The sequence below is a fragment of the Billgrantia sulfidoxydans genome (assembly GCF_017868775.1).
Lineage (GTDB): Bacteria > Pseudomonadota > Gammaproteobacteria > Pseudomonadales > Halomonadaceae > Halomonas > Halomonas sulfidoxydans.
Genome location: NZ_CP053381.1, coordinates 3,569,133 through 3,593,340 on the forward strand (window position 1 = coordinate 3,569,133; position 24,208 = coordinate 3,593,340).

Here is a 24,208-nt window from a genome sequence, read left to right on the forward strand (position 1 = left end):
CAAGGAGGACGTGCCTGGCCCCGGCCGGGCACTCGGGGCCGGCCAAGTCTGCCGGCCCGGACGACGACCAGGTGCCCAGGAGCGTGGGCACCATGAGACGCCAATGACCATAACAATACGAGAGGCACTCCCATGACGAATCCTCACCCCGATGCCGAGTCGAGCAACCGACTCAACCCGGCCGTCTTCCATGGCTCGGTGGCCGGCATCCTGCTCTTCCTGATCTACGCCATCGCCTTCACCGACCACGCCACGGCCTTCTTCAACGCCGGCCTGGACTGGATCGGCAGCACCTTCGGCTGGTACTACATGCTGGCGGTCGTCGCCTACCTGGTCTTCGTGGTGATGATCGGCTTCTCGCGCTTCGGCAAGATCCGCCTGGGTCCCGACCACTCGCGGCCGGAGTTCTCGCTGCTATCGTGGTCGGCGATGCTGTTCGCCGCCGGCCTGGGCGGCGCCATCCTGTTCTTCGTGGTATCCGAGCCGCTGACCCACTACCTGAACCCGCCCCTCGGCGAAGGCGGTACCGCCGAGGCACAGCGGCAAGCCATCGTGCAGACCTTCATGCACTGGGGCATCTCGGGCTGGGGGCTCTACGTGCTGATGGGCATGGCGCTCGCCTACTTCAGCTACCGGCATCGGCTGCCGCTGGCGATTCGCTCGACGCTCTATCCGCTGCTCGGCAGGCGCATCTACGGCCCCATCGGCAATGCCGTGGACATCGCCGCCGTGCTGGCCACCGTGTTCGGCATCGCCACCGCGCTGGGGATCGGCGTGATGCAGATGAATTACGGCCTGACCTACCTGTTCGGCATCCCCGAGGGGCTGCCGGCCCAGGTCGGACTGATCGTGCTGGTGGTGACGCTGGCCACCCTGTCGGTGGTGAGCGGCGTCAAGCGGGGCATCCGCCGGCTGTCGGAGCTCAACCTGGTGCTGGTCGCGGGGCTGGTGCTGTTCGTGCTGCTCCAGGGCGATACCCTCCGGCTGCTCAACATGCTGGTCATGAACACCGGCGACTACCTGGTTGCGCTGACCGGCAAGAGCTTCGACACCTATGCCTACGCGCCCGAGGCACAAGGCTGGTTCAGTGGCTGGACGGTGTTCTTCTGGGGCTGGTGGATCGCCTGGGCGCCGTTCGTCGGCCTGTTCCTGGCGCGCATCTCGCGGGGTCGCACCATCCGCGAATTCGTCGCCGGCGCCCTGTTCATCCCGCTGCTCTTCGTGATGGTGATGATGTCCGTGTTCGGCAACAGCGGCATCGACCTGGTCGACCAGGGCCTGGTGGTGCTCGGCGAGCAGGCCGTGAACCAGCCGCCGGCCACCATCTACACCTTCCTCGAGCAGCTGCCGCTGGTCGGCGTCACCGCCACCCTGGTGTTGATGCTGAGCATCGTCTTCTTCGTCACCTCGGCCGATTCCGGCGCGCTGGTGCTATCCAACTTCACCTATGTGCTGCGCGACGTGAACCATGATGCCCCCGCCCGGCTGCGCATCTTCTGGTCGGCGATCATCGGCCTGATCACCCTGGCGCTGCTGATGGCCGGCGGGCTGCGTACCCTGCAGAGCGCCGTGGTGATCACCGCCCTGCCGTTCTCGGCGATCATCTTCCTGACCATGATCGGCATGTACCGTTCGCTGAAGGTCGAGACCGGCAAGGCCGATGCCCGCCACCAGGTGGTGGCCAGCACCGCCGCCGGCAGCGACTGGCGCGAACGCCTCGACCGCACCCTGGACGGCACCACGCAGAACGGCGCCGAGGCCACGCTGCGCCACGCCATCCGCCCGGCGCTGGTCGAGCTGGCCGAGGAGTTGAACCGGCGCGGCCAGCAGGCCAGCGTCAGCGAGCAGCAGGTGGAGGGCACCCAGCTGCTCTGCCCGACCCTGCAGGTCGACTTCGACGGCGCCCCCAGCTTCGTATATGGCATACGCCCCCAGCGCATGCGGCCACCGAGCTTTCTGCCCGCGGACGATGACTACTACCTGCGCCTTGACGTCCACCTCGCCGAAGGCGGTCTGGGCCAGGACCTCAACGGCTATACGCGCGTGCAGGTCGTACACGACGTGCTCAACGAGTACCAGCGCCACCTGCGCTTCCTGGCCCACGCCAGCGAGCAGGGCTACCTGGCGACCATTCCCGGCCGTCCGACGGAGATCGATGGCCTTCCGCAAGCCGAACCCACGCCCTAGCCGAACCGGTCGCGGTATCGACTGACCCGACGAGCCCCACCGCGGTGGGGCTCTTCTCATGGCAAGGTCCCGCCGCTTGGCAAGGTCCCACCGAATACATCAAACTGAAAGGCCAAGCAGTCGGCGCGCGCGGCGCCGAAGGAGTCGAGCATGGCAGGTGGCTGGTCGCGAGACGGAGCGGTACAAGAGCAGATCGACAGCACCGTCGAGGATGCGTTGCAGCGAGCGCGCAGTGAGCTGCCCCGGGGGGAGAGCCTGACGCACTGCGAGGAGTGCGGTGAGGCGATTCCTCAGGCGCGTCGCGAGGCCATGCCCGGCGTACGCCTGTGCATCGCCTGCCAGAGCGAGCGCGACAGGCAGCGTACGGTCTACAGCGGCTACAACCGACGCGGCAGCAAGGACAGCCAGCTGCGCTGAGCATCGTCCCGTAGCATTTATTAGTCTCCTCATCATTTTCAGCGCCACCATGGCTCGCTATCATGGGGCCTTTGCTCGCCCGATATCGGCGGGCGTCTTCATGCACACGAGACTGCCATGCCGCTGCTCTACTTCCTGCCGCCCCTGGGCGCCGTGCTGATCTGGTCGGGCAACATGACCATCAACCAGCTCACCGTGGGAACGATCGCTCCCAGCAGCATCGCTTTCCTGCGCTGGGTACTGGCGTTGGCCGTGCTGACCCCTTTCGTACTGCCTGCCGCCTGGCGCCACCGCCAGACGCTGCGCCGCGAATGGCCCAAGCTGGCCGTTCTGGGGCTGCTCGGCATGGGGCTCTGGCAGGGGCTTGCCTACGTGGCCGCCGAGACCACCACGGCTACCAACATGGGCATTCTGGCGGCCATGGTGCCATTGCTGACGGTACTGCTCAGCGCCTTGATCCTGCGTGAGGCGCCCAGCCGGGGCGGCACGCTCGGTGGTCTACTCGCGCTGTTCGGGGTGCTGGTGCTGCTGGGACGGGGCGACCCGCTGACGCTGCTGGATCTTCAGGTGGCACTTGGCGATCTGCTGATGGTGGTGGCCGCCACCTGTTACGCGCTTTATGGCGTGATGCTCAAGCGCTGGCCGCTTGGCCTGCCCCCCTGGGTGGTGCTCTACGCCCAGGTGGTGTTCGCCGTGCTGTTCCTGCTGCCTCCTTACCTGCTGGGGCCGATGACCCCGGTCGACGATCACAATGTGTGGCTGATCCTCTACGCCGGTATCCCCGCCTCGATCGTGACGACTTTCCTGTGGATGCGCGCCATCCGCCAGATCGGCGCCAGCCAGGCCAGTATCTTCATCAACCTAATGCCGCTGTTCAGCGCCCTGATCGCCATGCTGTTCCTCGGCGAGCGCATCGCCCTGTTCCACCTGGTCGGCGGACTGCTGGTGCTCGCCGGCGTCATCATGGCCCAGACCCTGACCCAGCCCTTGGGACGCAAGAGCCCTAATCTCTCATGACACTGGACACCACCCAGCTCAACCGCGAGAGGGTCTTCTTCGAGACCGGTCAGACGCTCTGGCTGTTCGGCTATGGCTCGCTGATCTGGAAGGCGGAATTCCCCTTTCACGAGCGGCGTCCCGCCCATATCGAGGGCTGGACACGACGCTTCTGGCAGGGGTCTCACGACCACCGCGGCACACCGGAGGCACCGGGTCGCGTCGCCACCCTGGTCGAATCCTCCGGCGCTTGCTGCCAGGGCATGGCCTACCGCATCGATGCCGATACCCTGGCGCCACTCGACGTGCGCGAGAAGAATGGCTACCTGCGCGAACGCATCACGTTGCATTTTCACGATGGCAGCCATGCCGAAGGCTTGATCTATCTGGCGACAGCCGACAACGCCGCCTACCTCGGTCACGCCCCGCTCGACCAGATGGCACGGCAGATCGCCACTGCCGAAGGCCCCAGCGGCACCAACCGCGACTATCTTCTCAACCTGGCCGCCGCACTCGAAGACCTGGGGGCCGAGGATTCCCACGTCTTCGAGTTGGCCGAGCGAGTGACACGGTTGCCCTGACTGATGATACGTCCTCTCGTCGTCATGCCATGCGCTGAACGCTAGAACAGGTACATGCGCAACGGCATCCATAGGCCCATGCCGATCATGATCAGGTTCTCGGTCAGCGATACGAAACCCAGCGGCACCTGGCTGTCGCCGCCAACGCAGGCACACTTGAGTTCGCGCTTGTCGACATAGACCGCCTTGAACACCGAGACGGCCCCCACCGTGCCGATGAACAGCGCCACCGGCGCGGCCAGCCACACCAGCGCACCGGCCAGCATCAGGATGCCCGCCAGCGTCTCGGCGTAGGGGTAGACGTAGCCGTAGCGCACCTGGCGCTGGGCCAGCAGGTCGTAGTTGAGGAACATGGTGCTGAAGCTCTCCACGTCCTTGAGCTTCTGCAGCCCCAGCAGGGCCATGGCGATGGCCACGAAGTACTCCGGCATACGCGCGCTCAGCAGCGTGCCGGTCGCCGTCCAGCTCACGGCGAACCCCATCAGCAGCGCCGTGGCGAACAGCGCGATCACCGGCTGGTAGGTGGTCTCGTCCTCGCCCGGCGAATCCTTGCCGAAATACTCACGCAGCTCGTCGTAGCCGCCGATGCGCTGGCCGTCGATGAAGGTCTGAGGCGTCGTATCGACGTCATGCTTCTCCTTGAACTCTTCGGTCTCCTCCCGCGTGGTCAGGTGATGGTCCTCCACCGCGAAGCCCTTGCGTTCCAGCAGATCCTTGCTCTTGAGGCCGAAGGGGCACAGGTGCTCCTCCATGACCATGCGGTAAAGCTGGGCATGATTGCTCTGCCCTGCCGTCTGTCCTTGAGCCATGACATCTCTCCTTGGGTCATGCATTCACCCCAAGGGTAGTCAATCGACTTTATTGAGCGAACTTCAGCGAATCCCCGCCCTCAGGAACGACTGCACGAACTGGCGCTGGAACAGCAGGAAGGCGACCAGCAGCGGGGCGATGCTGAGCAGCGTAGCGGCACTGACGGTAGCCCAGTTGACGCCGGTTTCGGGCGCCGAGAATATCCCCAGCCCCACGGTGAGCGGGCGGCTCTCCACCGAGTTGGTGACCACCAGCGGCCACAGGAAATTGTTCCAGTGGTGGCTGATCGAGACCAGGCCGTAGGCCAGGTAGGTGGGCTTGGCCAAGGGCACGTAGACCTTGAGCAAGATCGCCATCCAGCCGCAGCCCTCCACCCGGGCCGCTTCCTCCAGCTCGCGGGGGATGGTCTTGAAGGTCTGGCGCAGCAGGAAGATGCCGAAGGCGCTGGCGACGTACGGCAGGCCGATGCCGGTGATGGTGTCGACCAGGCCCAGCCCACTGGCGATACGGTAGTTCTCGACGATCAGCACCTCGGGAAAGACGAACAGCTGGATCAGCACCAGCATGAACAGGATATCCTTGCCCGGAATCGGGAAACGGGCGAAGGCGAAGCCCGCCAGGGTGCAGACCACGAACTGCGCCAGCACCACCCCGGTGACCAGCAGGAAGGTATTGAGGTAGTAGCGGGCGAACGGCGCCTGGGCCCAGGCGTTGGCGAAGTTGTCCAGCGTCAGCGGGGCGAACAGGTCGAAGCGCACCATGTAGGCCGGCGGATGAAACGCCGCCCAGATCGCGTAGAGCAGCGGGAAGATCCAGACGACGGCGAGCAGCCAGGCGGCCGTGGTCTCGAGGCTCGGCGCGCGCAGGGCAAGGCGGCCGCGATGCGTGCTGATGGCTTGGTTCATTGATAGTGCGTCCGGCGGTCGAGCACGGTGAACTTGAGCGTGGCCACCACCGCCAGCACCAGCAGGATCACCACCGTGATGGTGGCGGCGTAGGTGCGGTCGAAGAACGAGAAGGCGTTCTCGTAGACGTAGTAGAGCAGCAGGTTGGTGGCGTTGTTGGGCCCGCCCTTGGTCAGGATGAACAGGTGGTCGACCACCCGCACGGCATTGATCAGCGCATTGATCAGCACGAACAGCGTGGTCGGCATCAGCAGCGGGAAGGTCACCCGCCAGAAGAAGCTCCAGCGGCTGGTGCCCTCGAGGTCCGAGGCCTCCTTGAGTTCCGGCGGAATGCTCTGCAGCGCCGCCAGGTAGAAGATCATGAAGAAGCCGGCCTCTTTCCATACCGTCATCACGATCACCGAGGTCAGCGCCACGCCGGGGTCGCCCAGCCAGTTGACCCCGGAGAGCCCCAGCGCGCCGAGCAGCTTGTTGAACAGGCCGATCTGCGGGGCGTAGAAGAACATCCACACGTTGGCCGCGGCGATCATCGGCAGGATGGTCGGGGTGAAGTAGGCCATGCGCACCAGGCCCCGCCCCGGCAGGCGGGCGTTGACGAACAGCGCCATGCCTAGCGCCAGGGCGATGGAGGTGGGAATGGTGCCCAGCGCATAGAGCAGGTTGTTGCGCGCCACCTTCCAGAAGGTGGCGTCCTCCACCAGCATGGCGTAGTTCTCGAGCCCGACGAACGCCGGCGGCGCACCGCGAAAGCCGGGCAGGAAGAAGCTGTTCACCAGCGTCGCCACGGTGGGCAGATAAGCAAAGGTGCCAAGCAGCACCGCCGCCGGCAGCAGCAACAGCGCGCCATAGACCTGCATGCGTCTGTCAGCGTTCTGGATCACCATGCCTTGTCCAATCGCGGGGCTGTTCCGGGGGCCAAGGGCCCGGAGTGCCGTACCATTGATGGGGCGCTGTGAATCCTTCCCTGGACGCTACCTTTGCCCTGCGGCGCGCTCTCATCCTGCTCCGCTTGCAGGGCCGGTGCTGGCCATCCATGGCCAGCCCGTTCGGAGCAGTGCTCCTCACCCATGGCAAACGACCTCCTCGCCGCCCTTGCCCCCGGCGCCCCGTTCGCCCAGTCCTGTTGAGTCGGTGGAAGGGAGCGCCGCCATTTGTCAGCGTTTCCTCAGCGGGAGCGTGCATAGCGGCGCAGCGCCGCGTCCGCTTCCGCCTGGGCCTGCTTGAGCGCTTCCTCCGGCGTCATCTGGCCGGTCAGCGCCGCCTGCACGGCGTTGTCCAGCGCCCGGCGCACGCGCCCGCCCTGGTAGGTGGCCAGCTCCGCGGTGGCATGCTCGAGCTGGTCGCGGGCCACCGCCGCCGGCGGGAACTCCTCGACGTAGTTGCGCAGCGCCTCGGTCTCGTAGGAGGCCGGGCTCACGCCCATGTAGCCGGTCTCGATCGACCAGGCCGCAGCGCGCTCGGGGTCGGTCATCCAACGGATGAAGGTCATCGCGGCGCGCTGCTCCTCCTCGGTGGTGTCCTTGAACAGGTAGAAATTGCCGCCGCCGGTGGGGCTGCCGCGCTGGGTGTTCATGGGCAGCATGGCCACGCCGAAGTCGAAGGAGGCCTCGTTGCGTACCGCGGTGAGGTTGCCGGTGCTGTGCCACATCATGGCGGTGGACTCTTCAAGAAAGTTCTGGCGCAGCGTGCCCCACTCGATGGTGCCGTCGGGCATGGCCTCGTGTTCCTCGGCCAGCGAGACCCAGTACTCCAGCGCCTCGATGGCGGCGGGGTCGTCGAAGTAGACCTCGGTGCCCTCCTCGTTCATCAGCCGGTGGCCGTTCTGGAAGGCGAAGGCCTGGAACATCCAGTAGGGGTAGCCGGTGGAGGGCACCATCACGCCCCACTGCTCGCCGCCGCTTGCCTCGCGCACCGCGGCGGCCATCTCGGCCATTTCCTCCCAGTTCTCGGGCGGCGTCTCGGGATCGAGCCCGGCGGCCTCGAAGGCGTCCTTGTTCCAGTAGAGCACGATGGTCGAGCGCTGGAACGGAATGCCGTAGGTCTGACCGTCGATCTGGCCGTTCTCCATCAGCCCGGGGTAGAAGCTGTCGAGCCACTCGCGCTCCTCGTCGCTCTCGATGACCTCGTCGAAGGCGACGATGGCGTCCTGCTCCAGCAGGTCGAACAGGTCGATGGAGAACAGCACCGAGAGCTGGGGCGCCTCGCCCGCCTCGATGGCCGACATCGCCCGCACGCGGGTATCGTCGTAGTTGCCGGCGTAGATGGCATTCACCGTGATATCCGGGTGCTCATTCTCGAACTCGGCCACCAGGCCATCGATCACGTCGGTCAGGGCGCCGCCCACCGCCACCGGGTAGTACATGGTCAGCTCGGTCTGCGCCTGGGCATTCAGCGTACCGGCGGCCAGCAGGCCGGCCAGGGCCACGGCGCCCTTTCGGCGGCCCCTTGCGAGACTGCCCTTAACTAGAGAGAAGCGTGCGTTCATCGGTTCACTCCTGGAGAGTCGTTCCCAGCGGGGTTGGACGAGGCACGGGCCTCGCGGTCTTGTACGGTGGGAGCCACCGCATCTTGTACGCTCGAAGAGGGCGGAGAGTGCGCTTCGAAACGATGCCGGCCCGGTGGCGCGGACAGGTCGTGCCCGGCGATCGCCAGCCGCCGCCCGTCGCCGGCGTCGAAGAAATGCGCCGCCTCGCGCCGCCACTGCAACCGGCACGCCGAACCGGCAGCGACGCTCGGCTTGCCGTCGAGCCGCGCACGCAGCTGCTGGCTGCCGACCCGGAGGCGCACGATGCTGTCGGCGCCGAGGTATTCGGCATCGATCACCTCGGCGGGCACGCCGGGGGCGTCCACGGGCCGCACCCGGATATCCTCCGGACGCACGCCGAGCCAGTGACCCTTGGCGTCGTGAGAGGCGACGCTGCAGTGCGGCTCGCCCTCGATCACCGCGCCGTCGGCGGCGGCGGCGAGCGTCACCAGGTTCATCGCCGGGCTGCCGATGAAACCGGCGGCAAAGGCGCTGGCCGGGCGGTCATAGAGTTCGCTCGGCGTCCCGTCCTGCACGATGCGCCCGTCGTGCATCAGGATCACCCGGTCGCCCATGCTCATCGCCTCGACCTGGTCGTGGGTGACGTAGATCACGGTCATGCCGAGGCGCTGCTGCAGCGCCTTGATCTCGCGGCGCATCTCGCCGCGCAGGCGGGCATCGAGATTGGAGAGCGGCTCGTCCATCAGGCAGATGGGGTGTTCGGAGATGATCGCCCGGGCCAGGGCGACCCGCTGGCGCTGGCCGCCGGAGAGCTGCGCCGGCTTGCGCTCGAGATAGGCCTCGAGATCGACCAGTTGGGCCACCCGCGCCAGCCGCTCGCGGCGCTCGGCCTTGGGCACCTTGCGGCTGCGCAGGCCGAAGACGATATTGTCGGCCACGCTCAAGTGGGGGAATAACGCGTAGGACTGAAACACCATGCTCAGCCCCCGATCGCCCGGCGGCAGGTGGGTGACGTCGCGCTCGCCGATGTGGATACGCCCGGCGCTGGCCTGTTCCAGCCCGGCGATCATGCGCAGCGTGGTCGACTTGCCGCAGCCCGAGGGGCCGAGCAGGATGACGAACTCGCCCGGCGCGACGTCGAAGCCGATGCCGTCGACCGCGGTGGTCTCCGCCCAGCGCTTGCTCACGGCCTCGAGCCGAATGCGCTGGCGCTCCTGCGAGCCGTCGTGCTGCCCGGCCGGCGGGCTGGATGGGTTCCGGCCCTGACTCCGGCCCGGATTATTGTTGTCTGGGTTCATGCTGCGTCCGCGTTGCCGGTGAAGGCGTGGCATGGCTGTCATCGACTCTCCCGAACTCAGCGTAGCCGTTAATTCGAATTTGTGGAGCCATCCTGGCCCCTTCCGGTGACGGAGCGGTGACGAAACGGAGACAGGGCGGTAACAAATCGGCCACCCCGCCGGGCGTGCTAGAATGCGGGCTTCACCCTGATCAGGAACCGAGCGCAATGTCCCTTGACGACCTGCACCTCAACCTCCGCAACCTGACGCAGGACGATTACCCTCAGCTCAAGCAACTGATGGACGCCGTCTACGACGACATCGGCGGCGCCTGGCCGCAGCACACCATCGACCGGCTGATCCAGGAGTTCCCCGACGGCCAGATCGCCATCGAGGACGACGAGCGGCTGGTGGGCGTGGCGCTCACCGTGCGGGTCGACTACGACGAGTTCTCCAACCCGCACCAGTACGACGACCTGGTGGGCAACCGCGAGATCATCTTGAACGATCCCGAAGGCGACGCCATGTACGGGCTGGACGTGCTGATCCACCCCGACTACCGCGGCTATCGCCTGGGTCGGCGCCTCTACGAGGCGCGCAAGGAGCTGTGCCGCTCGCTCAATCTGCGGGCGATCCTGGCCGGTGGGCGCATCCCCAATTATCACGAATACCCCGACCTCAGCCCCACCGAGTACATCGACCAGGTGGCACGCAAGGAGATTCACGACCCGATCCTGTCGTTCCAGCTGGCCAACGACTTCCAGGTCAAGCGGCTGCTGCGCAAGTACCTGCCGGAGGACGAGAAGTCCCAGGGCTACGCCACCCTGCTGGAGTGGAACAACATCCTCTATGAACCCGCCGAGCGGGTGCTGGAGAACCGCCCCACCCAGGTAAGGGTCGGTGCCGTACAGTGGCAGATGCGCGAATGTGCCTCGGTGGAATCGGTGCTGCAGCAGGTGGAATACTTCGTCGACGCCATCTCCAGCTACCAGAGCGACTTCGCCGTCTTCCCGGAGCTGTTCAATGCACCGCTGATGGGCCTGCAGGACCGCGCCACCCAGCAGGACCAGCTCGCCGCCATCCGCTACCTGGCCGGCTTCACCGAGCACTTCAAGAACGAAATCTCGCGCATGGCGGTCTCCTACAACATCAACATCATCGCCGGCTCGATGATCGAGGTGGGCGAGGACGACCGGCTCTACAACGTCAGTTACCTGTGCCACCGCGACGGCGACGTCGAGAAGCAATCCAAGCTGCACATCACGCCCCAGGAGCGTCGCGAGTGGGTGATCGAGGGCGGCGACGAGCTACGCGTGTTCGACACCGACGCCGGACGCGTCGGCATCCTGATCTGCTATGACGTGGAGTTCCCCGAACTCGGCCGGCTGCTGGCCGACCAGGACATGGACATCCTGTTCGTGCCGTTCTGGACCGATACCAAGAACGGCTACCTGCGGGTGCGCCACTGCGCCCAGGCGCGGGCCATCGAGAACGAGTGCTACGTGGTGCTGTGCGGCAGCGTGGGCAACGTGCCGTCGATCCGCAACCTCGACATCCAGTACGCGCAGTCGTCGGTGTTCACGCCCTCGGACTTCGCCTTCCCCCACGACGCGGTGCTCTCCGAGACCACGCCCAACACCGAGATGGTGATCTTCTCCGACCTCGACCTCACCCGCCTCACCGTGGTGCGCGCCGAGGGTTCGGTGACCAATCTCAAGGACCGGCGCAAGGACCTGTTCGACCTGCGCTGGCGCGACTGGTCGTGGAAGTCCGGCGCACGGCAGGAAGAGAGCTGAGCCATGTTGGGTCGCCTGCGCCGCTGGCGGGCCGAGCGCTTCGAGACCCGCCATCCGTTCCCCGCGAACGCCTGGGCCGAGGCCCGCGCGCGCGTGGCGCTGCTGGCCTGCCTCGCCGACGACGAGGCCGAGCGCCTCGGGCGTCGCGCGTGGCGCTTCCTGCATGCCAAGCGCCTGAGCCTGCACCCCGAGCTGGCCGCGAGCACGCCGTTCGACGAGCCCGCGCAGCTCGCCCTGGCCGGCCAGGCCTGCCTGCTGACGCTGGGCTGGTCGGACGACGACCACGACGAGGCGTTCAGCGGCTTTCACGAAATCCTGATCCTGCCCGACGCCTTCCACCGCCAGGTGGAGGAGATGGACGAATTCGGCGTGATGCACGCCTACCAGGACGAGCGGGCGGGAGAGACCTCGCATCAGGGCCCGGTGGTGGTGGCCTTTCCCGATTTGATGGAGAGCGGCGACTTCACCGGCTTCAACGTGGTGATCCACGAGCTCGCCCACAAGCTCGACATGGGCAACTCGCTCGACGTCGATGGTTTCCCGCCGCTGCCGCGCGATATCGACCCGAAGGAGTGGCACCGCGTCTTCACCGCCGTGTGGGACGACCTGCAGGCGCACCTCGAACGCGGCGAGGCACCGCCCATCGACGACTACGCCGCCACCCACCCCGGCGAGTGCTTCGCGGTGTGCTGCGAGTACTTCTTCAGCGCCCCCGATGTGCTCAGCGGCGCCTACGCCGAACTCTACGACCTGCTCAGGCGCTACTTCCGCCAGGACCCGCTACGCCGCCTGCCCGAAGCTGACGCCATCACGCACGCCTGAGCTCATTTTCCCTCCAGCAGGCTGACCAGCTCCGGCACCGGCCGCTCGGCATGGCCCGAGTCGCTGGCCTGCCGGTAGAGTGTGAGCACCGCTTCCGCCACACCATGCTCGGCGGCGAGATCCTCGGTCATGGTGCGGTAGTAGCCGATGTCCTTGAGCGCGTTGGCCACGCTGAAGCGGAATCCGGACGAATCCCCGGCTTCGATGTAGGGGCGCAGCCGCTCGAGGATCACGCCACCGCCGCCGCCCTTGCCCAGTACGTCGAGCAGGGCGGCATCGTCGATGCCGGCTCGGCGCGAGGCCGCCGCGGCCTCGGCCAATACCGCGGTGAAGCCCAGCGAGACGAAGTTGTGCAGCAGCTTCAGGGTATGGCCCGCCCCCACCGGCCCGGCGTGGGCGATGTTCTCGGCGAAGCATTCGAGCAGCGGGCGCACCTCGGTGAACAGCGCCTCCGGCGCGCCGACGATCAGGTTCAGGCGTCCCGTCTCGGCTTCCTTGGGCGTGCGGGTCATGGCGGCGTCCATGAAGCGACCGCCCGCCGCTTCCACCCGGGCGGCCACCCGTGCGGTGGAGCTCGGCAGCGCCGTGGAGCAGTCGATCACTACCGTTTCGGGCGCCAGCCCTTCGAGCACGCCGCCCGGCTCGAACAGCACCGCCTCCACCTGGGGCGAGCCGGTCACGCACAGGATCACCACCTCGGCGGCCTCGGCCACCTCGCGTGCGCTGTGCTTGGCCGTAGCACCGGCGCCCAGCAGGTCCTCCACCGGCTGGTTGCCCGGGTGCTCCAAAAAACAGAGCGCATACCCGCCGCGCAGGATGTTGACGGCGATGCCGTGCCCCATCAGGCCGACCCCGACCAGGCCGACCTTGCGTGTTTGCTTCATGCCACTTCTCCTCTTTCTCCGATGTCTCGTTGCCGGCCGCTATCGGATCATCCGTGCTTCAGTGCCACGGTCTTCAGTCGCGTATAGCTGCGCAACCCCTCGAAACCCTTCTCGCGACCGTGCCCGGAGCGTCCCACGCCGCCGAACGGCAGCTCGATGCCGCCGCCGGCACCATAGTTGTTGATGAATACCTGGCCGCTGCGAATGCCCTTGGCCAGGCGCAGCTGGCGCCCGCCATCGCGGGTCCAGACACCGGCACACAGGCCGAAGTCGGTGGCGTTGGCCAGCCGCAGCGCCTCAGCTTCGTCGTGGAAGACCTGTACCGCCAGCACGGGGCCGAACAGCTCTTTGCGCAACACGGCATGCCCGGCGGGTATGTCGGTGAGCAGCCGTGGCACGACGAAGTGACCGCCGCTCGGTGCTCCTGCGGCCAGCTGCCCCTTGGCCGCCACCCGCACGCCATCGGCCTGGGCGGCTTCCAGGCTCGCCTCCAGCCGGGTCTTCTGGCGGGCGTTGATCAACGGGCCGCAGTCGGCATCCGCCTCGCCGGCGTCGCAGCGCAGCGTAGCGAAACGCTCGGCCAGCGCTCCCAGCACCGCCTCGGCGCAGCTCGCCTCCACCAGCAGACGGCTGCCGGCCGAGCAGGTCTGGCCGGCGTTCTGCACGATACCGCGCACTACCGCCTCCAGCGCGGCCTTGAGGTCGGCATCGGCAAAGACGATCTGCGGCGACTTGCCGCCCAGTTCCAGCGTCACCGGCACATGGTGCGCCGCCGCGGCCTGGGCCACGTGGGTGCCCGTCTCAGGCGAGCCGGTGAAGGAGAGATGGTCGATGGCCGGATGCGACGCCAGGGCCGTCCCCGCTTCACGCCCCAGCCCCGGCACCACGTTCAGCACGCCGGGCGGCAGGCCGTGCTCCTGGGCCAGCTGGGCCAGCCGCAGCACGCTCAGACAGGCGTCCTCCGCGGGCTTGAGCACCACGCTGTTGCCGGTGGCCAGCGCCGCCGCCACACAGCGACCGAAGATCTGCGCCGGGTAGTTCCAGGGAATGATCTGGGCGCATACGCCATAGGGTTCGCGCAGGGTCAGCACGGCGAAGCCCTCGTCGAACGGGATCGTCTCGCCGTGCAGCTTGTCGGCTCCGCCGCCATAGAAGCGGAAATAGCGGGCACAGGCGGCGATATCGCCGCGTGCCTGGGTCATCGGCTTGCCGGTGTCAGCGCATTCCAACGCCGCCAGGTTGTCGCGGTCGGCGTCGATGGCATCGGCGAAGGCCAGCAGCCACTCGCCACGACGCCGGGCCGTCCAGCGCGCCCAATCGCCTACGCTGCCGGCGAAGGCGCGGCGCGCGGCGTCCACCGCGACCATGACCTCCTCGGTCTGACAGCGAGCGATATGCGCAATGGTCTGGCCAGTGGAAGGGGACTCCACCTCCAGCAGCGCCTGGGTCGGCACCCATTCGCCGCCGATCAGGGCCTCGCTCGGTGGTGTTACGGGCAGAGCGGTCATGCGTCCTCCTTGTACTGTTGTCGTTGTCGTTCCTCGAGCGAAGCCTCGTTTCTTCGCTAATAGGCCAGCCATACCAAGCCCAGGGAGATCCACGGCAGGTAGGTGATCGCCACCAGGCACGCCAGCACCACGAGCACGAAACGCGCCAGCCAGGGCAGCATCTGGTCGATGGATATTCTCGCCACGGCGCAGGCGGCAAACAGGTTGACGCCCAGCGGCGGCGTGATCATGCCGAGCGCCAGGTTGACCACCATGATCAGGCCGAAGTGCACCGGATGGACGCCGAACTGCATGGCGATCGGCGTGAGGATCGGCGCCAGCACCAGAATGGCGGCGGAGGTTTCGATGAACATGCCGACGAGCAGCAGCAGCACGTTGACCGCCAGCAGGAAGGTCATCGGGCTGTAGAACACCTGGGTGACCCAGCCGGCGATATGGCCCGGCAGGCCGGTGCGGCTGATCAAGAAGCTGAACAGCGAGGCGGCGGCAATGATCAGCATCACCGCCGCCGTCGAGATCACGCTCTGGCGCAGGATCGGCCACAGGTCGGCGGCCTTCAGCTCGCGATAGTAGAACCCGCCGACCAGCAGGGCGTAGAACACCGCCACCGCCGACGCCTCGGTAGGGGTGAACACGCCACCGTAGATCCCGCCGATCACCACCACCGGCATCAGCAGTGCCGCCCAGGCGCGCTGGAAGGAGACCACGAAGCTGGTGCTGTCCTTGTGATCCTCCAGGCCGTAGCCGCGCACCTTGCAGAACAGGTAGAGAAACAGGATCAGTGCGGTGCCGATGAGCAGCCCCGGCCCCACGCCGGCCAGGAACAGCTGACCGATGGAGGTGTCGGTGCTGACGCCGAACAGGATCAGCGGGATCGACGGCGGGATCAGCACGCCGAGCTCCGCCGAGGAGGCCTGGATCGAGGCCGCCAGCGGTTTGGGGTAGCCGTGGCGCACCATGGCCGGGATCAGGATGGCACCGATGGCGAAGGTGGTCGCCACGCTGGAGCCGGACACGGCGGCGAACATCATGCAGGTCAGCACGCAGGTCATCGCCAGGCCGCCCTGCACGCCGCCGACGATGGACTTGGCCAGATCCACCAGCCGCTGGGAGATGCCGCCCGCCGCCATCAGGTTACCGGCCAGAATGAAGAACGGAATGGCCATCAGCGGGAACTTGTCGATGCCGATGAACATCTGCTGCGGTACCAGCAGCAGCGGCAGCCGGGTGAAGAACTCGATGCCGATGATCGAGGCCAGCATGATCGACACGGCGATCGGCACGCCGAAGGCGAACAGGACGATCAGCGACAGGCCGATGACCAGGTTCATGGGCGTGTCCCTCCCCGACGGGGGGCGTCGGTGCTTTCGGGCACCGTCTGCCTCGGGTCGTGCATTTCCACTTCCGGCGAGGCGTCGTCCAGGTCGGGGCCAAACGCCTCACGCCCGCTGAGCTGCGCCAGGAGTCGCGCCAGCACCGCCACCATGGCGAAACCGGCACCGACGGGAATCGCGGCATAGGCGTAGGCCATGGAGACGTTCATGCCCGACATGGTCTGGTTGCTGACCCGCTGGGTCATCAGGATGCCGAAGTGGATCAGCACCGCCAGCACCAGCAGGCAGCACAGCACGATGGCGACCTCCAGCACCGGCACCAGGCGCCCCGGCACCACCTTGTAGATCGCTTCCACGGCCATCATGTAGCCACCGCGGAAGGTTGCGGCGGCCGCCATGAACACGCACCAGATCATTGCCGTGCGCGCCGCCACTTCCGACCAGGTGGAGGGCGCATTGAACACGAACCGGGTCAGTACCTGGTAGAAGCTGAAGGAGACCGACACCACCAGCATGACCACCGCGACCGCCATGGCCAGGCGCGTCAGCTGACGTTCGAAACGAAGCAACAGGTCCACCATGAGCGCAAGATTCCTGCTGGCATGCCCCCGGCATCACGCCGAGGACATGCATGGAGATTTCGCGTGAGGAGCCTCAACAGCTACTGGCCTTCTCCTGCACCCTCTCCAGCATCTCGCTGCCATGCTGGTTGGTGAAGATCTCGTAGGCCGGCTCCACGGCCTGCTGGAAGGGGCCGATGTCGATCTCCGTATTGACCGTCATGCCGTTCTCGCGCAGCAGTGCCACGCCCTCCTCTTCCAGGCGCGACACTTCGGCGCGGGTCGCCTCGGCGGAGGCACGGGCGGCTTCGCGGAACCACTCGCGCTCCTCGTCGCTGAGCCCGTCGAGCAGCAGCGGCGAACCCAGCACGGCGGCCGGCGAATAGACGTGGCCGGTCAGCGAGAGGTGATCCTGCACTTCCCAGAAGTTGGTGGCGACGATCACCGTGATGGGGTTTTCCTGGCCATCCACGGTACCTTGCTGCAGCGCCGTGAACAGCTCCGGGAAGGCCATCGGCGTGGGTCGCGCACCCAACTGGCGAAACGCTTCCTGGTGCACCTCGTTTTCCATGGTGCGTACCCGCAGCCCTTCGGCGTCGGCGGGGCTGGTCACTTCACGACGGCTGTTGGTCAGGTGGCGAAAGCCGTTTTCCGACCAGGCCAGGCCGACCAGGTCGTGGTTGCTCATCTTCTCCAGTAGCTCGTCGCCGATCTCGCTGTCGAGCACGCAGCGCGCCTGGTCGTAGTTCTCGAACAGGAACGGCAGGTCGAGCACGTAGGTTTCCGGCACGAAGTTGCCGAGCGGGCCGGTAGAGGTGATGACGACATCAACGGTGCCGATCTGCAGGCCCTCGATCATCTCCCGCTCGCCGCCCAGCGCGCCGGAAGCATGCTCATTGACCACGAAGGCCCCGTCGCTGAGTTCTTCCAGCGTCTCCTTGAAGGCCTGGGCGCCCACGGCATAGTGGGAGGTGGTGGAGAGCGTATGCCCCAGGCTGACCTCCTGGGCCGCCTGGGCGTTGACCGCCATCGCAGCGGCACTGACACCACCGATGGCAACCGTCAGGGCATGGCGTACGAACTGCATTTTCATTGTTGTATCCTCTTCGTCGTGAAACACCTTGGTTGTAATTGGCGACTCGTGTGCCGCTCTCTTCTAGCTAGCCGCGCTCGTCGAGGAACGCCTCGACGATCTCACGCAGGCTGCGATCGCCGCTGAAGCCCAGCTCCCGCGCGCGGCGAGTCTCGAAGCGGGCCGGCCAGCTGGCGACGATCGCCTCGACCTGCGGGTCGCGTTCGTGGCGCACTCGCGCCAAGGCCTCCTCCCCTGCCACCTGGCGCAGGGTTTCCAGCATCTCGGCCACGCTGACGGTGATACCGGGCAGCATGAAGGCGCGAAACGGTGCCAGCGCCTCGCCCGCCACCTCGGCAGCGTGCACCAGTGCCTCGACCACCTTGCCTGGCGACATCACGAACATGGTCAGCTCGGTGGGTACGGGGCACACGGCCTCCTCGCCGTTGAGCGGCTCGCGCAGGATGCTGGAGGCGAAGCTCGAGGCAGCGGCGTTGGGCCGCCCGGGGCGCACGATGATGGTCGGCAGGCGCAGCACGCAGCCATCGACAAGGCCGCGTCGGCTGTAGTCGTTGATCAACAGCTCGCACATCGCCTTCTGGGTGCCGTAGGAGTTCTGCGGCTGCAGCGCGGTCATGTCGTCCAGCACCGCGGGCAGTTCGCCGCCATAGGCCGCCACCGAACTGGCCATCACCAGGCGGGTGTTGTTCAGCCCACGTTCACGGCAGCCGTCGAGCAGCATCCGGGTGGCGTCGAAATTGACCCGCATGCCGAGCTCCAGGTCCGCCTCGGCGGCGGAGCTGACCACCGCCGCCAGGTGATAGATCACGCGTGGGCGTGCATCGAGCACGATGTCGATCTCACCGGGCTCGGTGATGTCCATGGCCAGGGATTCGACATCGACCTCTCCAGGGTCGGCGGGCAGCGGCGCCTCGTCCTGGTCGACCAGCGTCAGGCGGTGAATGGGTTGGCCCTGGAGTTCGCCGCGCGCCAGCAGGCGGGCGACGAGGCGTTGGCCGAGGAAGCCGGCGGCGCCGGTGATGACGATATGCATGGGTCTCGTGTCCGTCTTGTCGTTGTGTTGTCGAGCGAACCGGCCGATCAGCCCGCAAGCCCGTAGTCGCGTCCCCAGGACAGGCCCTCGCGTGTGCCCGCCGCAGGGCGGTACTCGCAGCCGACCCAACCGGCGTAACCGAGCCGCTCGAGCTGAGCGAAGAGGGCCGGATAATGCACCTCGCCGACATCCGGTTCGTGGCGCTCCGGCACGCCGGCGACCTGGACATGGGCGATGGCGGAGAACTGCCGCTCGAGGTGGCGGATCAGGTCACCCTCCATGATCTGGCAGTGGTAGAAATCGAACTGCAGCCTGAGGTTGTCGGCGCCTACCTCCTCGAGCACCGCCATGGCCTGGTCCTGGCGCGAAAGAAAGTAGCCCGGCATGTCGCGGGTGTTGATCGGCTCGATCAGCACCTCGCGCCCCAGCCTGGCGGCCTCGGCGGCGGCAAAGCGCAGGTTCTCCACGTAGGTGGCACGGTGGGCGGCCAGGGCGTCGCTGTCGGCGCTTTCCGGCAGCCGCCCGGCCATGGCATGCAGGCGTGGGCAGCCCAGCGCCTCGGCATAGCGCAGCGCCTCGATCACCCCATCGCGAAACTCCGCCTCGCGCCCGGGCAGGCTGGCCAGGCCGCGCTCACCGGCCTGCCAGTCACCCGGCGGCATGTTGAACAGCACCTGCTCGACGCCACTCTCCCGCAGTGCGCTGGCCAGCGCCTCGGGGGCATGAGCATAGGGGAACAGGTACTCCACGCCGCGAAAGCCCGCGTCGGCCGCCGCCTGGAAGCGGTCGAGGAAGCCGTGCTCGGTGAATAGCATGCTGAGATTGGCGGCCAGTCGTATCATCGCTCGTGTCTCGTGTCCTTGGGTCGTGCAGCGGCGTCAGTCACGGGGAAAACGGGCCTCGAGTTCAGCAACCTGCTCGGGCGTCAGCCCGCGCGGATTGTGGCCGCGCAGCAGCAGGTAGAGCTTGGCGGTCTCCTCCAGCTCCTCGGTGGCGTAGACCGCCGCCTCCAGGTTCTTGCCCGCCACCACCGGACCGTGGTTGGCCAGCAGTACCGCGCTGTGCTTGCCAGCCAGGCCGCGCACGGCATCGCCCAATGCCGGATCGCCAGGTATGTGATAGGGCACCAGGGGCAGGCGCCCCACCCGCATTACATAGTAGGCGGTCAGTGGCGGGATGCAGTCGCAGGAGTCGATATCGGGCAGGCAGGAAACCGCCACCGAGTGCGTCGAATGCAGATGCACGATGGCGCCGGACTGCGGCCGCTCGTCGTACATGGCACGGTGCAGGAAGCTCTCCTTGGTCGGCGCGTCGCCGTCGAGCAGGCGGCCGTCACGGTCGAGGCGCGAGATACGCGCCGGGTCGAGCCGCCCCAGGCAGGCATTGGTCGGCGTCATCAGCCAGCCGCCATCGTCCAGGCGCACGCTGATGTTGCCGCTCGACCCCATGGTCAGGCCGCGGTCGAACAGCGACTTGCCGAGCGTGGCGATCTGCTCGCGCAGGCGATTCGCGTCGTTGACGCTCATGGCAGCACCTCGAAAGCACGCAGGAAGAAGTCCTCACCGCCGAAGTTGCCCGATTTCAGCGCCAGCGACAGTGGCGCCTCGTGTCCGGCAAGCGTGGCCTGGGTCCAGGGCACGCCGGGGTCGATCTGCTCGCCGATACGCAGGGCACGCACGCCCAGCGCCGAGACCACGGCACCGGAACTCTCGCCGCCGGCCACTACCAACCGCCCCACCCCCTCATCGACCAGCGCCACCGCCAGCTCCCCCAAGGCCTGCTCGACCAGCTCGCCGGCACGCTCGCGGCCCAGCGCCTGCTGCGCCCGGCTCACGCGCTCGGCCTCGGCCGAGGCGTAGACCAACACCGGACGCCCACCGGCCAGGTGGCGGCGGGCGAACGCCAGCGCCTGGCGCCGGTGCTCGGGCCCCTGGGCCAGCATCAGCGGGTCGAGGGGAAAGCCGGGAAAGCGCGTGAGAAAGGCATCGACCTGGGCCAGGGTGGCGCGCGAGCAGCTACCCGAAAGCACCAGGGCGCTGCCCGAAGCCGGCGCCAGGGCCCCTGCCGCCGAGGCCTCCCCCAACCAGCCACGGCGGCGATACTGGGCCGGCAATGCCTGGCCCAGCCCCGAGCCACCGCAAACCAGCGGCAGGTCGACCGTCGCTTCCGCCAGCACCGCCAGATCGTTGTGATCCAGGGTGTCGCAGATCACTTGACGCACCCCCTGCCCGGCCAGTTCCTCGAGCTGCCGGCTGACGGCGGGGGCGCCCAGGGCCAATGTCGACCACGGCTGCAAGCCCACGGGATACCGGCTCTGGCGCGACAGGACCCGCACCAGATCGGCGTCGCGCATGGGCGTGAGCGGATGATGCTGCATGCCGCTCTCGCTGAGCAGGCGGTCGCCGACGAACAGGTGGCCCTGATAGACGGTGCGGCCGTTGGCCGGGAAGGCCGGCACCATCACGGTGAACGGCGCCTCGAGACGCTCCAGCACGGCCTCGCTGACCGGGCCGATGTTGCCCTCATCGGTGGAGTCGAAAGTGGAGCAATACTTGAAGTAGAGCTGGCGAGCCCCCTCGGCGCGCAGCCATTCCAGCGCCCGTAGCGAATCGCGAACGGCCTCCGCCGGCGGGCACGAGCGCGATTTCAGCGCAATCACCACCGCGTCGATCTCGCCCGCCCCTTCGACCAACTCACCCAGCCCCTGCTCGGGCACGCCGATCAACTGCACGCAGCGCATGCCGCCGCGCACCAGGTTGTTGGCCAGGTCGGTGGCTCCGGTGAAGTCGTCGGCAATGGCGCCCAGCACGATCGCCATGTTCACTGCCCCCCGTCGTTGGCCGCCTCGGGCAAGGCGATACCGGTAAGGCGCTGATAGACCTTGATCACCGCCGAGTCGTCCTCGCGACCGAAGCCGGCACCCCTGGCGGCGGTGAACTGCTGCAGGGCGCTGGCAGCGATGGGCGTGGCCATGGCCAGCTCGCGGCCGGTCTCGTGCACGAGATTGAGATCCTTGACGAAGATGTCCACCGCCGAGAGCGGGGTGTAGTCGCCTTCGAGGATGTGCGGCACGCGATTCTCGAACATCCAGGAATTGCCGGCGGAGTGGGTGATCACCTCATACACGCGGCGCGGCTCCAGCCCCATGCGAATACCCAGCGCCACCGCTTCGGCAGCGGCGGCGATATGCACCCCGGCGAGCAGCTGATTGACCAGCTTCATGCTCGAGCCGATGCCGGGCGAATCGCCCAGCCGATGGACGGTCGCGGCCATGGCGTCGAGCACCGGGCCGGCCTTGGCGAAGGCCTCCTCGCTACCCGATGCCATGACCGAGAGCTGCCCCGCCCGGGCCTTGACCGCCCCACCGCTGATCGGGGCATCGAGCATCAGCAGGTCGCGCTCGGCCAGGCGAGCCCCCAAGCGCTCGGCCAGGCTCGGCGCCACGGTAGCGCACTGGATCACCAGCCCACCCGGCGCCAGGGCGTGGGCGAGTCCCTGCTCGCCGAACAGCACCTGCTCGACCTGAGCGGCATTGACCACTACGACCAGCACCACGTCGCACTGCTCGGCCAGCTCGGCGGGGTTGGCCGCGCAGCGCCCGCCGACACCCTCGAAGGCGCGGCGTGCCGCTGCGGACACGTCGCAGCCCACGACCGCCAGGCCGCGCTCGTGCAACACTGTCGCCGACCCCAGGCCCATCGCACCGAGGCCGATGACACCCACTCGCGGCTTGGTCGTGCTGTCGCTCACCTGCTGCCTCCCGCCGCCGTGCGGCCTCGCGCTACCCATCGATGACATTAAGCCAGTGACAATCGCTGTTAGCGCTATCATGTTAGCGCTATCATGGTTGTAGATGATTTAATGGAGCCCAGCAAGAAGGCGCCAGGAGGATGCGACCAATGTCTAATGAAGCCCACTCGCCACGCCGACGCCGCGGCTCGGAGCAGCCGACGCTCAAAGAGGTGGCAGAGGCCGCCGGCGTCTCGGCGATCACCGCCTCACGCGCGCTGAACCACCCGGACCAGGTCAACGAGCGCACCCGCGCGCGAGTACTCGAGGCCGTGGAACGACTAGGCTACGTACCCAACCTGGTGGCCGGCAGCCTGGCGTCGGCACGCTCGCGCTTCATTGCCGTCATCGTGCCTTCGCTGGCCAATACCGTCTTCATCGAGGTGATCCAGGGGCTGCAGGAAACCTTCGAGGCCCAGGGCTACCAGATCCTGCTGGGCAACACCGACTACGACACCGAGCGCGAATACCAGCTGGTGCGCACCTTCCTCGGCTGGTCCTGCTCGGCACTGGTGACCGCCGGCCTGCGCCACAGCCAGGCCTGTCGTACCCTGCTCGCCAACTGGGACAAGCCGATCATGGAGGTCATGGAGCTGGGGGAGGCACTGGATCTCAACGTGGGGCTGGACCATACCGAAGCCGGCCGCTGCATGGCTCGCCACCTGTTGGAACGGGGCCATCGCCGGGTGCTCTTCGTCGGCGCCCGCCTGGCAAGCGACTATCGCGCAGGAATGCGCTACGCCGGCCATCGCGAGGTGCTGGAACAAGCCGGTCTCGCGGCACCGCTGATCGAACTCGACCATGGCGGACTGGATGCCGGCGCCGCGGGGCTGGCGCGCGCACTGGAGAATCATGGCGATGTCAGCGCCATTCACTTCGCCAACGACGACCTGGCCACCGGCGCCCTGCTGCACGCCCAGCGGCTCGGCATTCGCGTACCGCACGAGCTGGCCATTGCCGGGTTCAATGGGCTTCCCATCGGCCAGCACATCACCCCGCGGCTGACCACCATACGCTCACCGCGCCAGCACATGGGGCAGCTCGCCGCGTCCGAAGTGATACGCCGCCTGGAAGGCAAGCGGATCCAGCGCCTGCAGCACGATGTCGGCTTCGAACTGCTGATCGGCGAGAGTACGTAGTCGACGCGAGTCTCACGCAGGCAGACTGGCCGCAGGCCTTCACCACGCGCTTCGGAGGTCCTGCTATGTTGATGGCAAAGGAGCCTCGGAGGCAGTGCCGCCGGAGGCCCTGCTGGCCGCAACAGGCGGTATACGATGAACCTCACGATCCTCGTTCGCCACGCATGCCTGACATTGCTCTTCGGCCTGGGGCTGGCCGGGAGCCAGCTGCGAGGCGACACCTCATCCGCGGCAGTGGCCGTCGCCGATGACGGCGTGCAGCGGGTCACCCTGGTCGGCGGCAGCTACTACTTCGAACCCGAACACATCGTAGTCCGCGCCGGCGTGCCGGTGGAGCTGCAGGTGCGCCGACGGCCGGGCCTCGCCCCACACAACCTAGTGATCCGCTCCACGATGATGGGGCTCGACATCGAGGCCTCGCTCGACACCGAGCCGACGACGATCCGCTTTACCCCCAGGGTAGCGGGACGCGTCGAGTTCTACTGCGACAAGCGGCTGCTATTCCTGCCCAGCCACCGCGAGCGCGGCATGGTCGGCGTGCTGGAGGTGGTCGAGTGAACCTCGCGCATGCCCGATTTGGCCGTCGCGAACG

Annotated in this window: 23 protein-coding genes; 8 read left to right on the forward strand and 15 right to left on the reverse strand. The window is 67.2% G+C overall.

Features of this window, described 5'->3' with window-relative positions:
- Positions 1–132 precede the first annotated feature (132 nt).
- From betT to HNO51_RS16445, 4 genes are all read left to right on the forward strand, one after another.
- Complete coding sequence (gene betT / locus HNO51_RS16430) at positions 133–2,187, forward strand: choline BCCT transporter BetT (protein ID WP_209537894.1); 2,055 nt, start codon at positions 133–135, stop codon at positions 2,185–2,187.
- 150 nt (positions 2,188–2,337) lie between these two features.
- Entirely contained in the window at positions 2,338–2,604 is a 267-nt protein-coding gene (locus tag HNO51_RS16435) for a DksA/TraR family C4-type zinc finger protein (protein WP_209537895.1), read from the forward strand.
- 117 nt (positions 2,605–2,721) lie between these two features.
- Positions 2,722–3,621 carry a DMT family transporter gene (locus HNO51_RS16440; protein WP_197448319.1) on the forward strand — a complete coding sequence of 300 codons (900 nt, stop codon included), beginning with the start codon at positions 2,722–2,724 and terminating at the stop codon, positions 3,619–3,621.
- Positions 3,618–4,181: a gamma-glutamylcyclotransferase gene (locus tag HNO51_RS16445; protein ID WP_197448320.1), complete on the forward strand. Its 564-nt coding sequence runs from the start codon at positions 3,618–3,620 to the stop codon at positions 4,179–4,181. The genes HNO51_RS16440 and HNO51_RS16445 overlap by 4 nt, the downstream gene beginning before the upstream one ends.
- Before the next feature lie 41 nt (positions 4,182–4,222).
- Here HNO51_RS16445 and HNO51_RS16450 read toward each other — a convergent pair whose 3' ends face one another.
- The 5 genes from HNO51_RS16450 to HNO51_RS16470 all read right to left on the reverse strand — a co-directional run bounded on the left by HNO51_RS16450 (position 4,223) and on the right by HNO51_RS16470 (position 9,679).
- Positions 4,223–4,990, reverse strand: a complete 768-nt coding sequence (locus HNO51_RS16450; RefSeq protein ID WP_209537896.1) for a glutaredoxin family protein — start codon at positions 4,988–4,990, stop codon at positions 4,223–4,225.
- A gap of 63 nt (positions 4,991–5,053) precedes the next feature.
- Entirely contained in the window at positions 5,054–5,896 is an 843-nt protein-coding gene (locus HNO51_RS16455) for a carbohydrate ABC transporter permease (RefSeq protein ID WP_197448322.1), read from the reverse strand.
- Entirely contained in the window at positions 5,893–6,780 is an 888-nt protein-coding gene (locus tag HNO51_RS16460; protein WP_197448323.1) for a carbohydrate ABC transporter permease, read from the reverse strand. Before HNO51_RS16460 ends, HNO51_RS16455 begins: the two co-directional genes overlap by 4 nt.
- A 281-nt stretch (positions 6,781–7,061) precedes the next feature.
- Complete coding sequence (locus tag HNO51_RS16465) at positions 7,062–8,258, reverse strand: ABC transporter substrate-binding protein (protein WP_422674272.1); 1,197 nt, start codon at positions 8,256–8,258, stop codon at positions 7,062–7,064.
- Positions 8,259–8,377: 119 nt separating this feature from the next.
- Entirely contained in the window at positions 8,378–9,679 is a 1,302-nt protein-coding gene (locus tag HNO51_RS16470) for an ABC transporter ATP-binding protein (RefSeq protein WP_209537898.1), read from the reverse strand.
- A 206-nt stretch (positions 9,680–9,885) separates the two neighbouring features.
- Between HNO51_RS16470 and HNO51_RS16475 the strand changes: the two genes are divergently transcribed.
- The gene (locus tag HNO51_RS16475; RefSeq protein ID WP_197448325.1) at positions 9,886–11,454 is read left to right on the forward strand and encodes a bifunctional GNAT family N-acetyltransferase/carbon-nitrogen hydrolase family protein; all 1,569 of its coding nucleotides are present in this window, start codon (positions 9,886–9,888) and stop codon (positions 11,452–11,454) included.
- A 3-nt stretch (positions 11,455–11,457) separates the two neighbouring features.
- A complete protein-coding gene (locus tag HNO51_RS16480; RefSeq protein WP_209537899.1) occupies positions 11,458–12,276 on the forward strand; it encodes a M90 family metallopeptidase in 819 nt (272 codons plus the stop codon).
- 2 nt (positions 12,277–12,278) lie between these two features.
- Here the strand turns inward: HNO51_RS16480 and HNO51_RS16485 are convergent, their stop codons facing one another.
- The 10 genes from HNO51_RS16485 to ltnD form a co-directional block, all read right to left on the reverse strand.
- Positions 12,279–13,160, reverse strand: coding sequence for an NAD(P)-dependent oxidoreductase (locus HNO51_RS16485; protein WP_209537900.1), 882 nt, complete (start codon positions 13,158–13,160; stop codon positions 12,279–12,281).
- A 47-nt stretch (positions 13,161–13,207) separates the two neighbouring features.
- Entirely contained in the window at positions 13,208–14,668 is a 1,461-nt protein-coding gene (locus HNO51_RS16490) for an aldehyde dehydrogenase family protein (RefSeq protein WP_209537901.1), read from the reverse strand.
- A 56-nt stretch (positions 14,669–14,724) separates the two neighbouring features.
- On the reverse strand, positions 14,725–15,999 hold the full coding sequence (locus HNO51_RS16495) for a TRAP transporter large permease (protein ID WP_209537902.1): 1,275 nt from the start codon (positions 15,997–15,999) through the stop codon (positions 14,725–14,727).
- On the reverse strand, positions 15,996–16,583 hold the full coding sequence (locus HNO51_RS16500; protein ID WP_197448335.1) for a TRAP transporter small permease: 588 nt from the start codon (positions 16,581–16,583) through the stop codon (positions 15,996–15,998). Before HNO51_RS16500 ends, HNO51_RS16495 begins: the two co-directional genes overlap by 4 nt.
- Positions 16,584–16,656: 73 nt before the next feature.
- Positions 16,657–17,655 carry a TRAP transporter substrate-binding protein gene (locus HNO51_RS16505; RefSeq protein ID WP_197448336.1) on the reverse strand — a complete coding sequence of 333 codons (999 nt, stop codon included), beginning with the start codon at positions 17,653–17,655 and terminating at the stop codon, positions 16,657–16,659.
- Positions 17,656–17,722: 67 nt separating this feature from the next.
- Positions 17,723–18,688: a D-erythronate dehydrogenase gene (denD, locus tag HNO51_RS16510; protein WP_209537903.1), complete on the reverse strand. Its 966-nt coding sequence runs from the start codon at positions 18,686–18,688 to the stop codon at positions 17,723–17,725.
- Between the two features lie 47 nt (positions 18,689–18,735).
- Positions 18,736–19,530, reverse strand: a complete 795-nt coding sequence (otnI, locus tag HNO51_RS16515) for a 2-oxo-tetronate isomerase (protein ID WP_197448338.1) — start codon at positions 19,528–19,530, stop codon at positions 18,736–18,738.
- A 36-nt stretch (positions 19,531–19,566) separates the two neighbouring features.
- The gene (otnC, locus tag HNO51_RS16520; protein WP_197448339.1) at positions 19,567–20,214 is read right to left on the reverse strand and encodes a 3-oxo-tetronate 4-phosphate decarboxylase; all 648 of its coding nucleotides are present in this window, start codon (positions 20,212–20,214) and stop codon (positions 19,567–19,569) included.
- Positions 20,211–21,506: a 3-oxo-tetronate kinase gene (gene otnK, locus HNO51_RS16525; protein ID WP_197448340.1), complete on the reverse strand. Its 1,296-nt coding sequence runs from the start codon at positions 21,504–21,506 to the stop codon at positions 20,211–20,213. The genes otnC and otnK overlap by 4 nt, the downstream gene beginning before the upstream one ends.
- A 2-nt stretch (positions 21,507–21,508) precedes the next feature.
- Positions 21,509–22,438 (reverse strand): L-threonate dehydrogenase, encoded by a 930-nt coding sequence (gene ltnD, locus HNO51_RS16530; protein ID WP_276571207.1) that lies wholly within the window; start codon positions 22,436–22,438, stop codon positions 21,509–21,511.
- 149 nt (positions 22,439–22,587) lie between these two features.
- On the opposite strand from ltnD, the gene HNO51_RS16535 reads away from it, so the two are divergent.
- Together HNO51_RS16535 and HNO51_RS16540 are read left to right on the forward strand one after the other, a co-directional pair.
- Positions 22,588–23,616 (forward strand): LacI family DNA-binding transcriptional regulator, encoded by a 1,029-nt coding sequence (locus tag HNO51_RS16535; protein WP_197448342.1) that lies wholly within the window; start codon positions 22,588–22,590, stop codon positions 23,614–23,616.
- A gap of 135 nt (positions 23,617–23,751) precedes the next feature.
- Entirely contained in the window at positions 23,752–24,174 is a 423-nt protein-coding gene (locus HNO51_RS16540) for a cupredoxin domain-containing protein (protein ID WP_197448343.1), read from the forward strand.
- Positions 24,175–24,208 lie beyond the last annotated feature (34 nt).

Excerpts from the sequence above, each read along its gene's own strand:
- HNO51_RS16540 (WP_197448343.1), top strand. The coding sequence starts at position 23,752 with ATGAACCTCACGATCCTCGTTCGCCACGCATGCCTGACATTGCTCTTC.
- otnC (WP_197448339.1), bottom strand. The coding sequence starts at position 20,214 with ATGAGCGTCAACGACGCGAATCGCCTGCGCGAGCAGATCGCCACGCTC.
- HNO51_RS16460 (WP_197448323.1), bottom strand. The coding sequence starts at position 6,780 with ATGGTGATCCAGAACGCTGACAGACGCATGCAGGTCTATGGCGCGCTG.
- HNO51_RS16505 (WP_197448336.1), bottom strand. The coding sequence starts at position 17,655 with ATGAAAATGCAGTTCGTACGCCATGCCCTGACGGTTGCCATCGGTGGT.
- HNO51_RS16475 (WP_197448325.1), top strand. The coding sequence starts at position 9,886 with ATGTCCCTTGACGACCTGCACCTCAACCTCCGCAACCTGACGCAGGAC.
- HNO51_RS16435 (WP_209537895.1), top strand. The coding sequence starts at position 2,338 with ATGGCAGGTGGCTGGTCGCGAGACGGAGCGGTACAAGAGCAGATCGAC.
- otnK (WP_197448340.1), bottom strand. The coding sequence starts at position 21,506 with ATGGCGATCGTGCTGGGCGCCATTGCCGACGACTTCACCGGAGCCACC.
- HNO51_RS16490 (WP_209537901.1), bottom strand. The coding sequence starts at position 14,668 with ATGACCGCTCTGCCCGTAACACCACCGAGCGAGGCCCTGATCGGCGGC.
- HNO51_RS16455 (WP_197448322.1), bottom strand. The coding sequence starts at position 5,896 with ATGAACCAAGCCATCAGCACGCATCGCGGCCGCCTTGCCCTGCGCGCG.
- betT (WP_209537894.1), top strand. The coding sequence starts at position 133 with ATGACGAATCCTCACCCCGATGCCGAGTCGAGCAACCGACTCAACCCG.
- HNO51_RS16495 (WP_209537902.1), bottom strand. The coding sequence starts at position 15,999 with ATGAACCTGGTCATCGGCCTGTCGCTGATCGTCCTGTTCGCCTTCGGC.
- HNO51_RS16535 (WP_197448342.1), top strand. The coding sequence starts at position 22,588 with ATGTCTAATGAAGCCCACTCGCCACGCCGACGCCGCGGCTCGGAGCAG.
- denD (WP_209537903.1), bottom strand. The coding sequence starts at position 18,688 with ATGCATATCGTCATCACCGGCGCCGCCGGCTTCCTCGGCCAACGCCTC.
- HNO51_RS16450 (WP_209537896.1), bottom strand. The coding sequence starts at position 4,990 with ATGGCTCAAGGACAGACGGCAGGGCAGAGCAATCATGCCCAGCTTTAC.
- HNO51_RS16485 (WP_209537900.1), bottom strand. The coding sequence starts at position 13,160 with ATGAAGCAAACACGCAAGGTCGGCCTGGTCGGGGTCGGCCTGATGGGG.
- HNO51_RS16500 (WP_197448335.1), bottom strand. The coding sequence starts at position 16,583 with ATGGTGGACCTGTTGCTTCGTTTCGAACGTCAGCTGACGCGCCTGGCC.
- otnI (WP_197448338.1), bottom strand. The coding sequence starts at position 19,530 with ATGATACGACTGGCCGCCAATCTCAGCATGCTATTCACCGAGCACGGC.
- HNO51_RS16440 (WP_197448319.1), top strand. The coding sequence starts at position 2,722 with ATGCCGCTGCTCTACTTCCTGCCGCCCCTGGGCGCCGTGCTGATCTGG.
- HNO51_RS16465 (WP_422674272.1), bottom strand. The coding sequence starts at position 8,258 with ATGTACTACCCGGTGGCGGTGGGCGGCGCCCTGACCGACGTGATCGAT.
- HNO51_RS16470 (WP_209537898.1), bottom strand. The coding sequence starts at position 9,679 with ATGAACCCAGACAACAATAATCCGGGCCGGAGTCAGGGCCGGAACCCA.
- HNO51_RS16445 (WP_197448320.1), top strand. The coding sequence starts at position 3,618 with ATGACACTGGACACCACCCAGCTCAACCGCGAGAGGGTCTTCTTCGAG.
- HNO51_RS16480 (WP_209537899.1), top strand. The coding sequence starts at position 11,458 with ATGTTGGGTCGCCTGCGCCGCTGGCGGGCCGAGCGCTTCGAGACCCGC.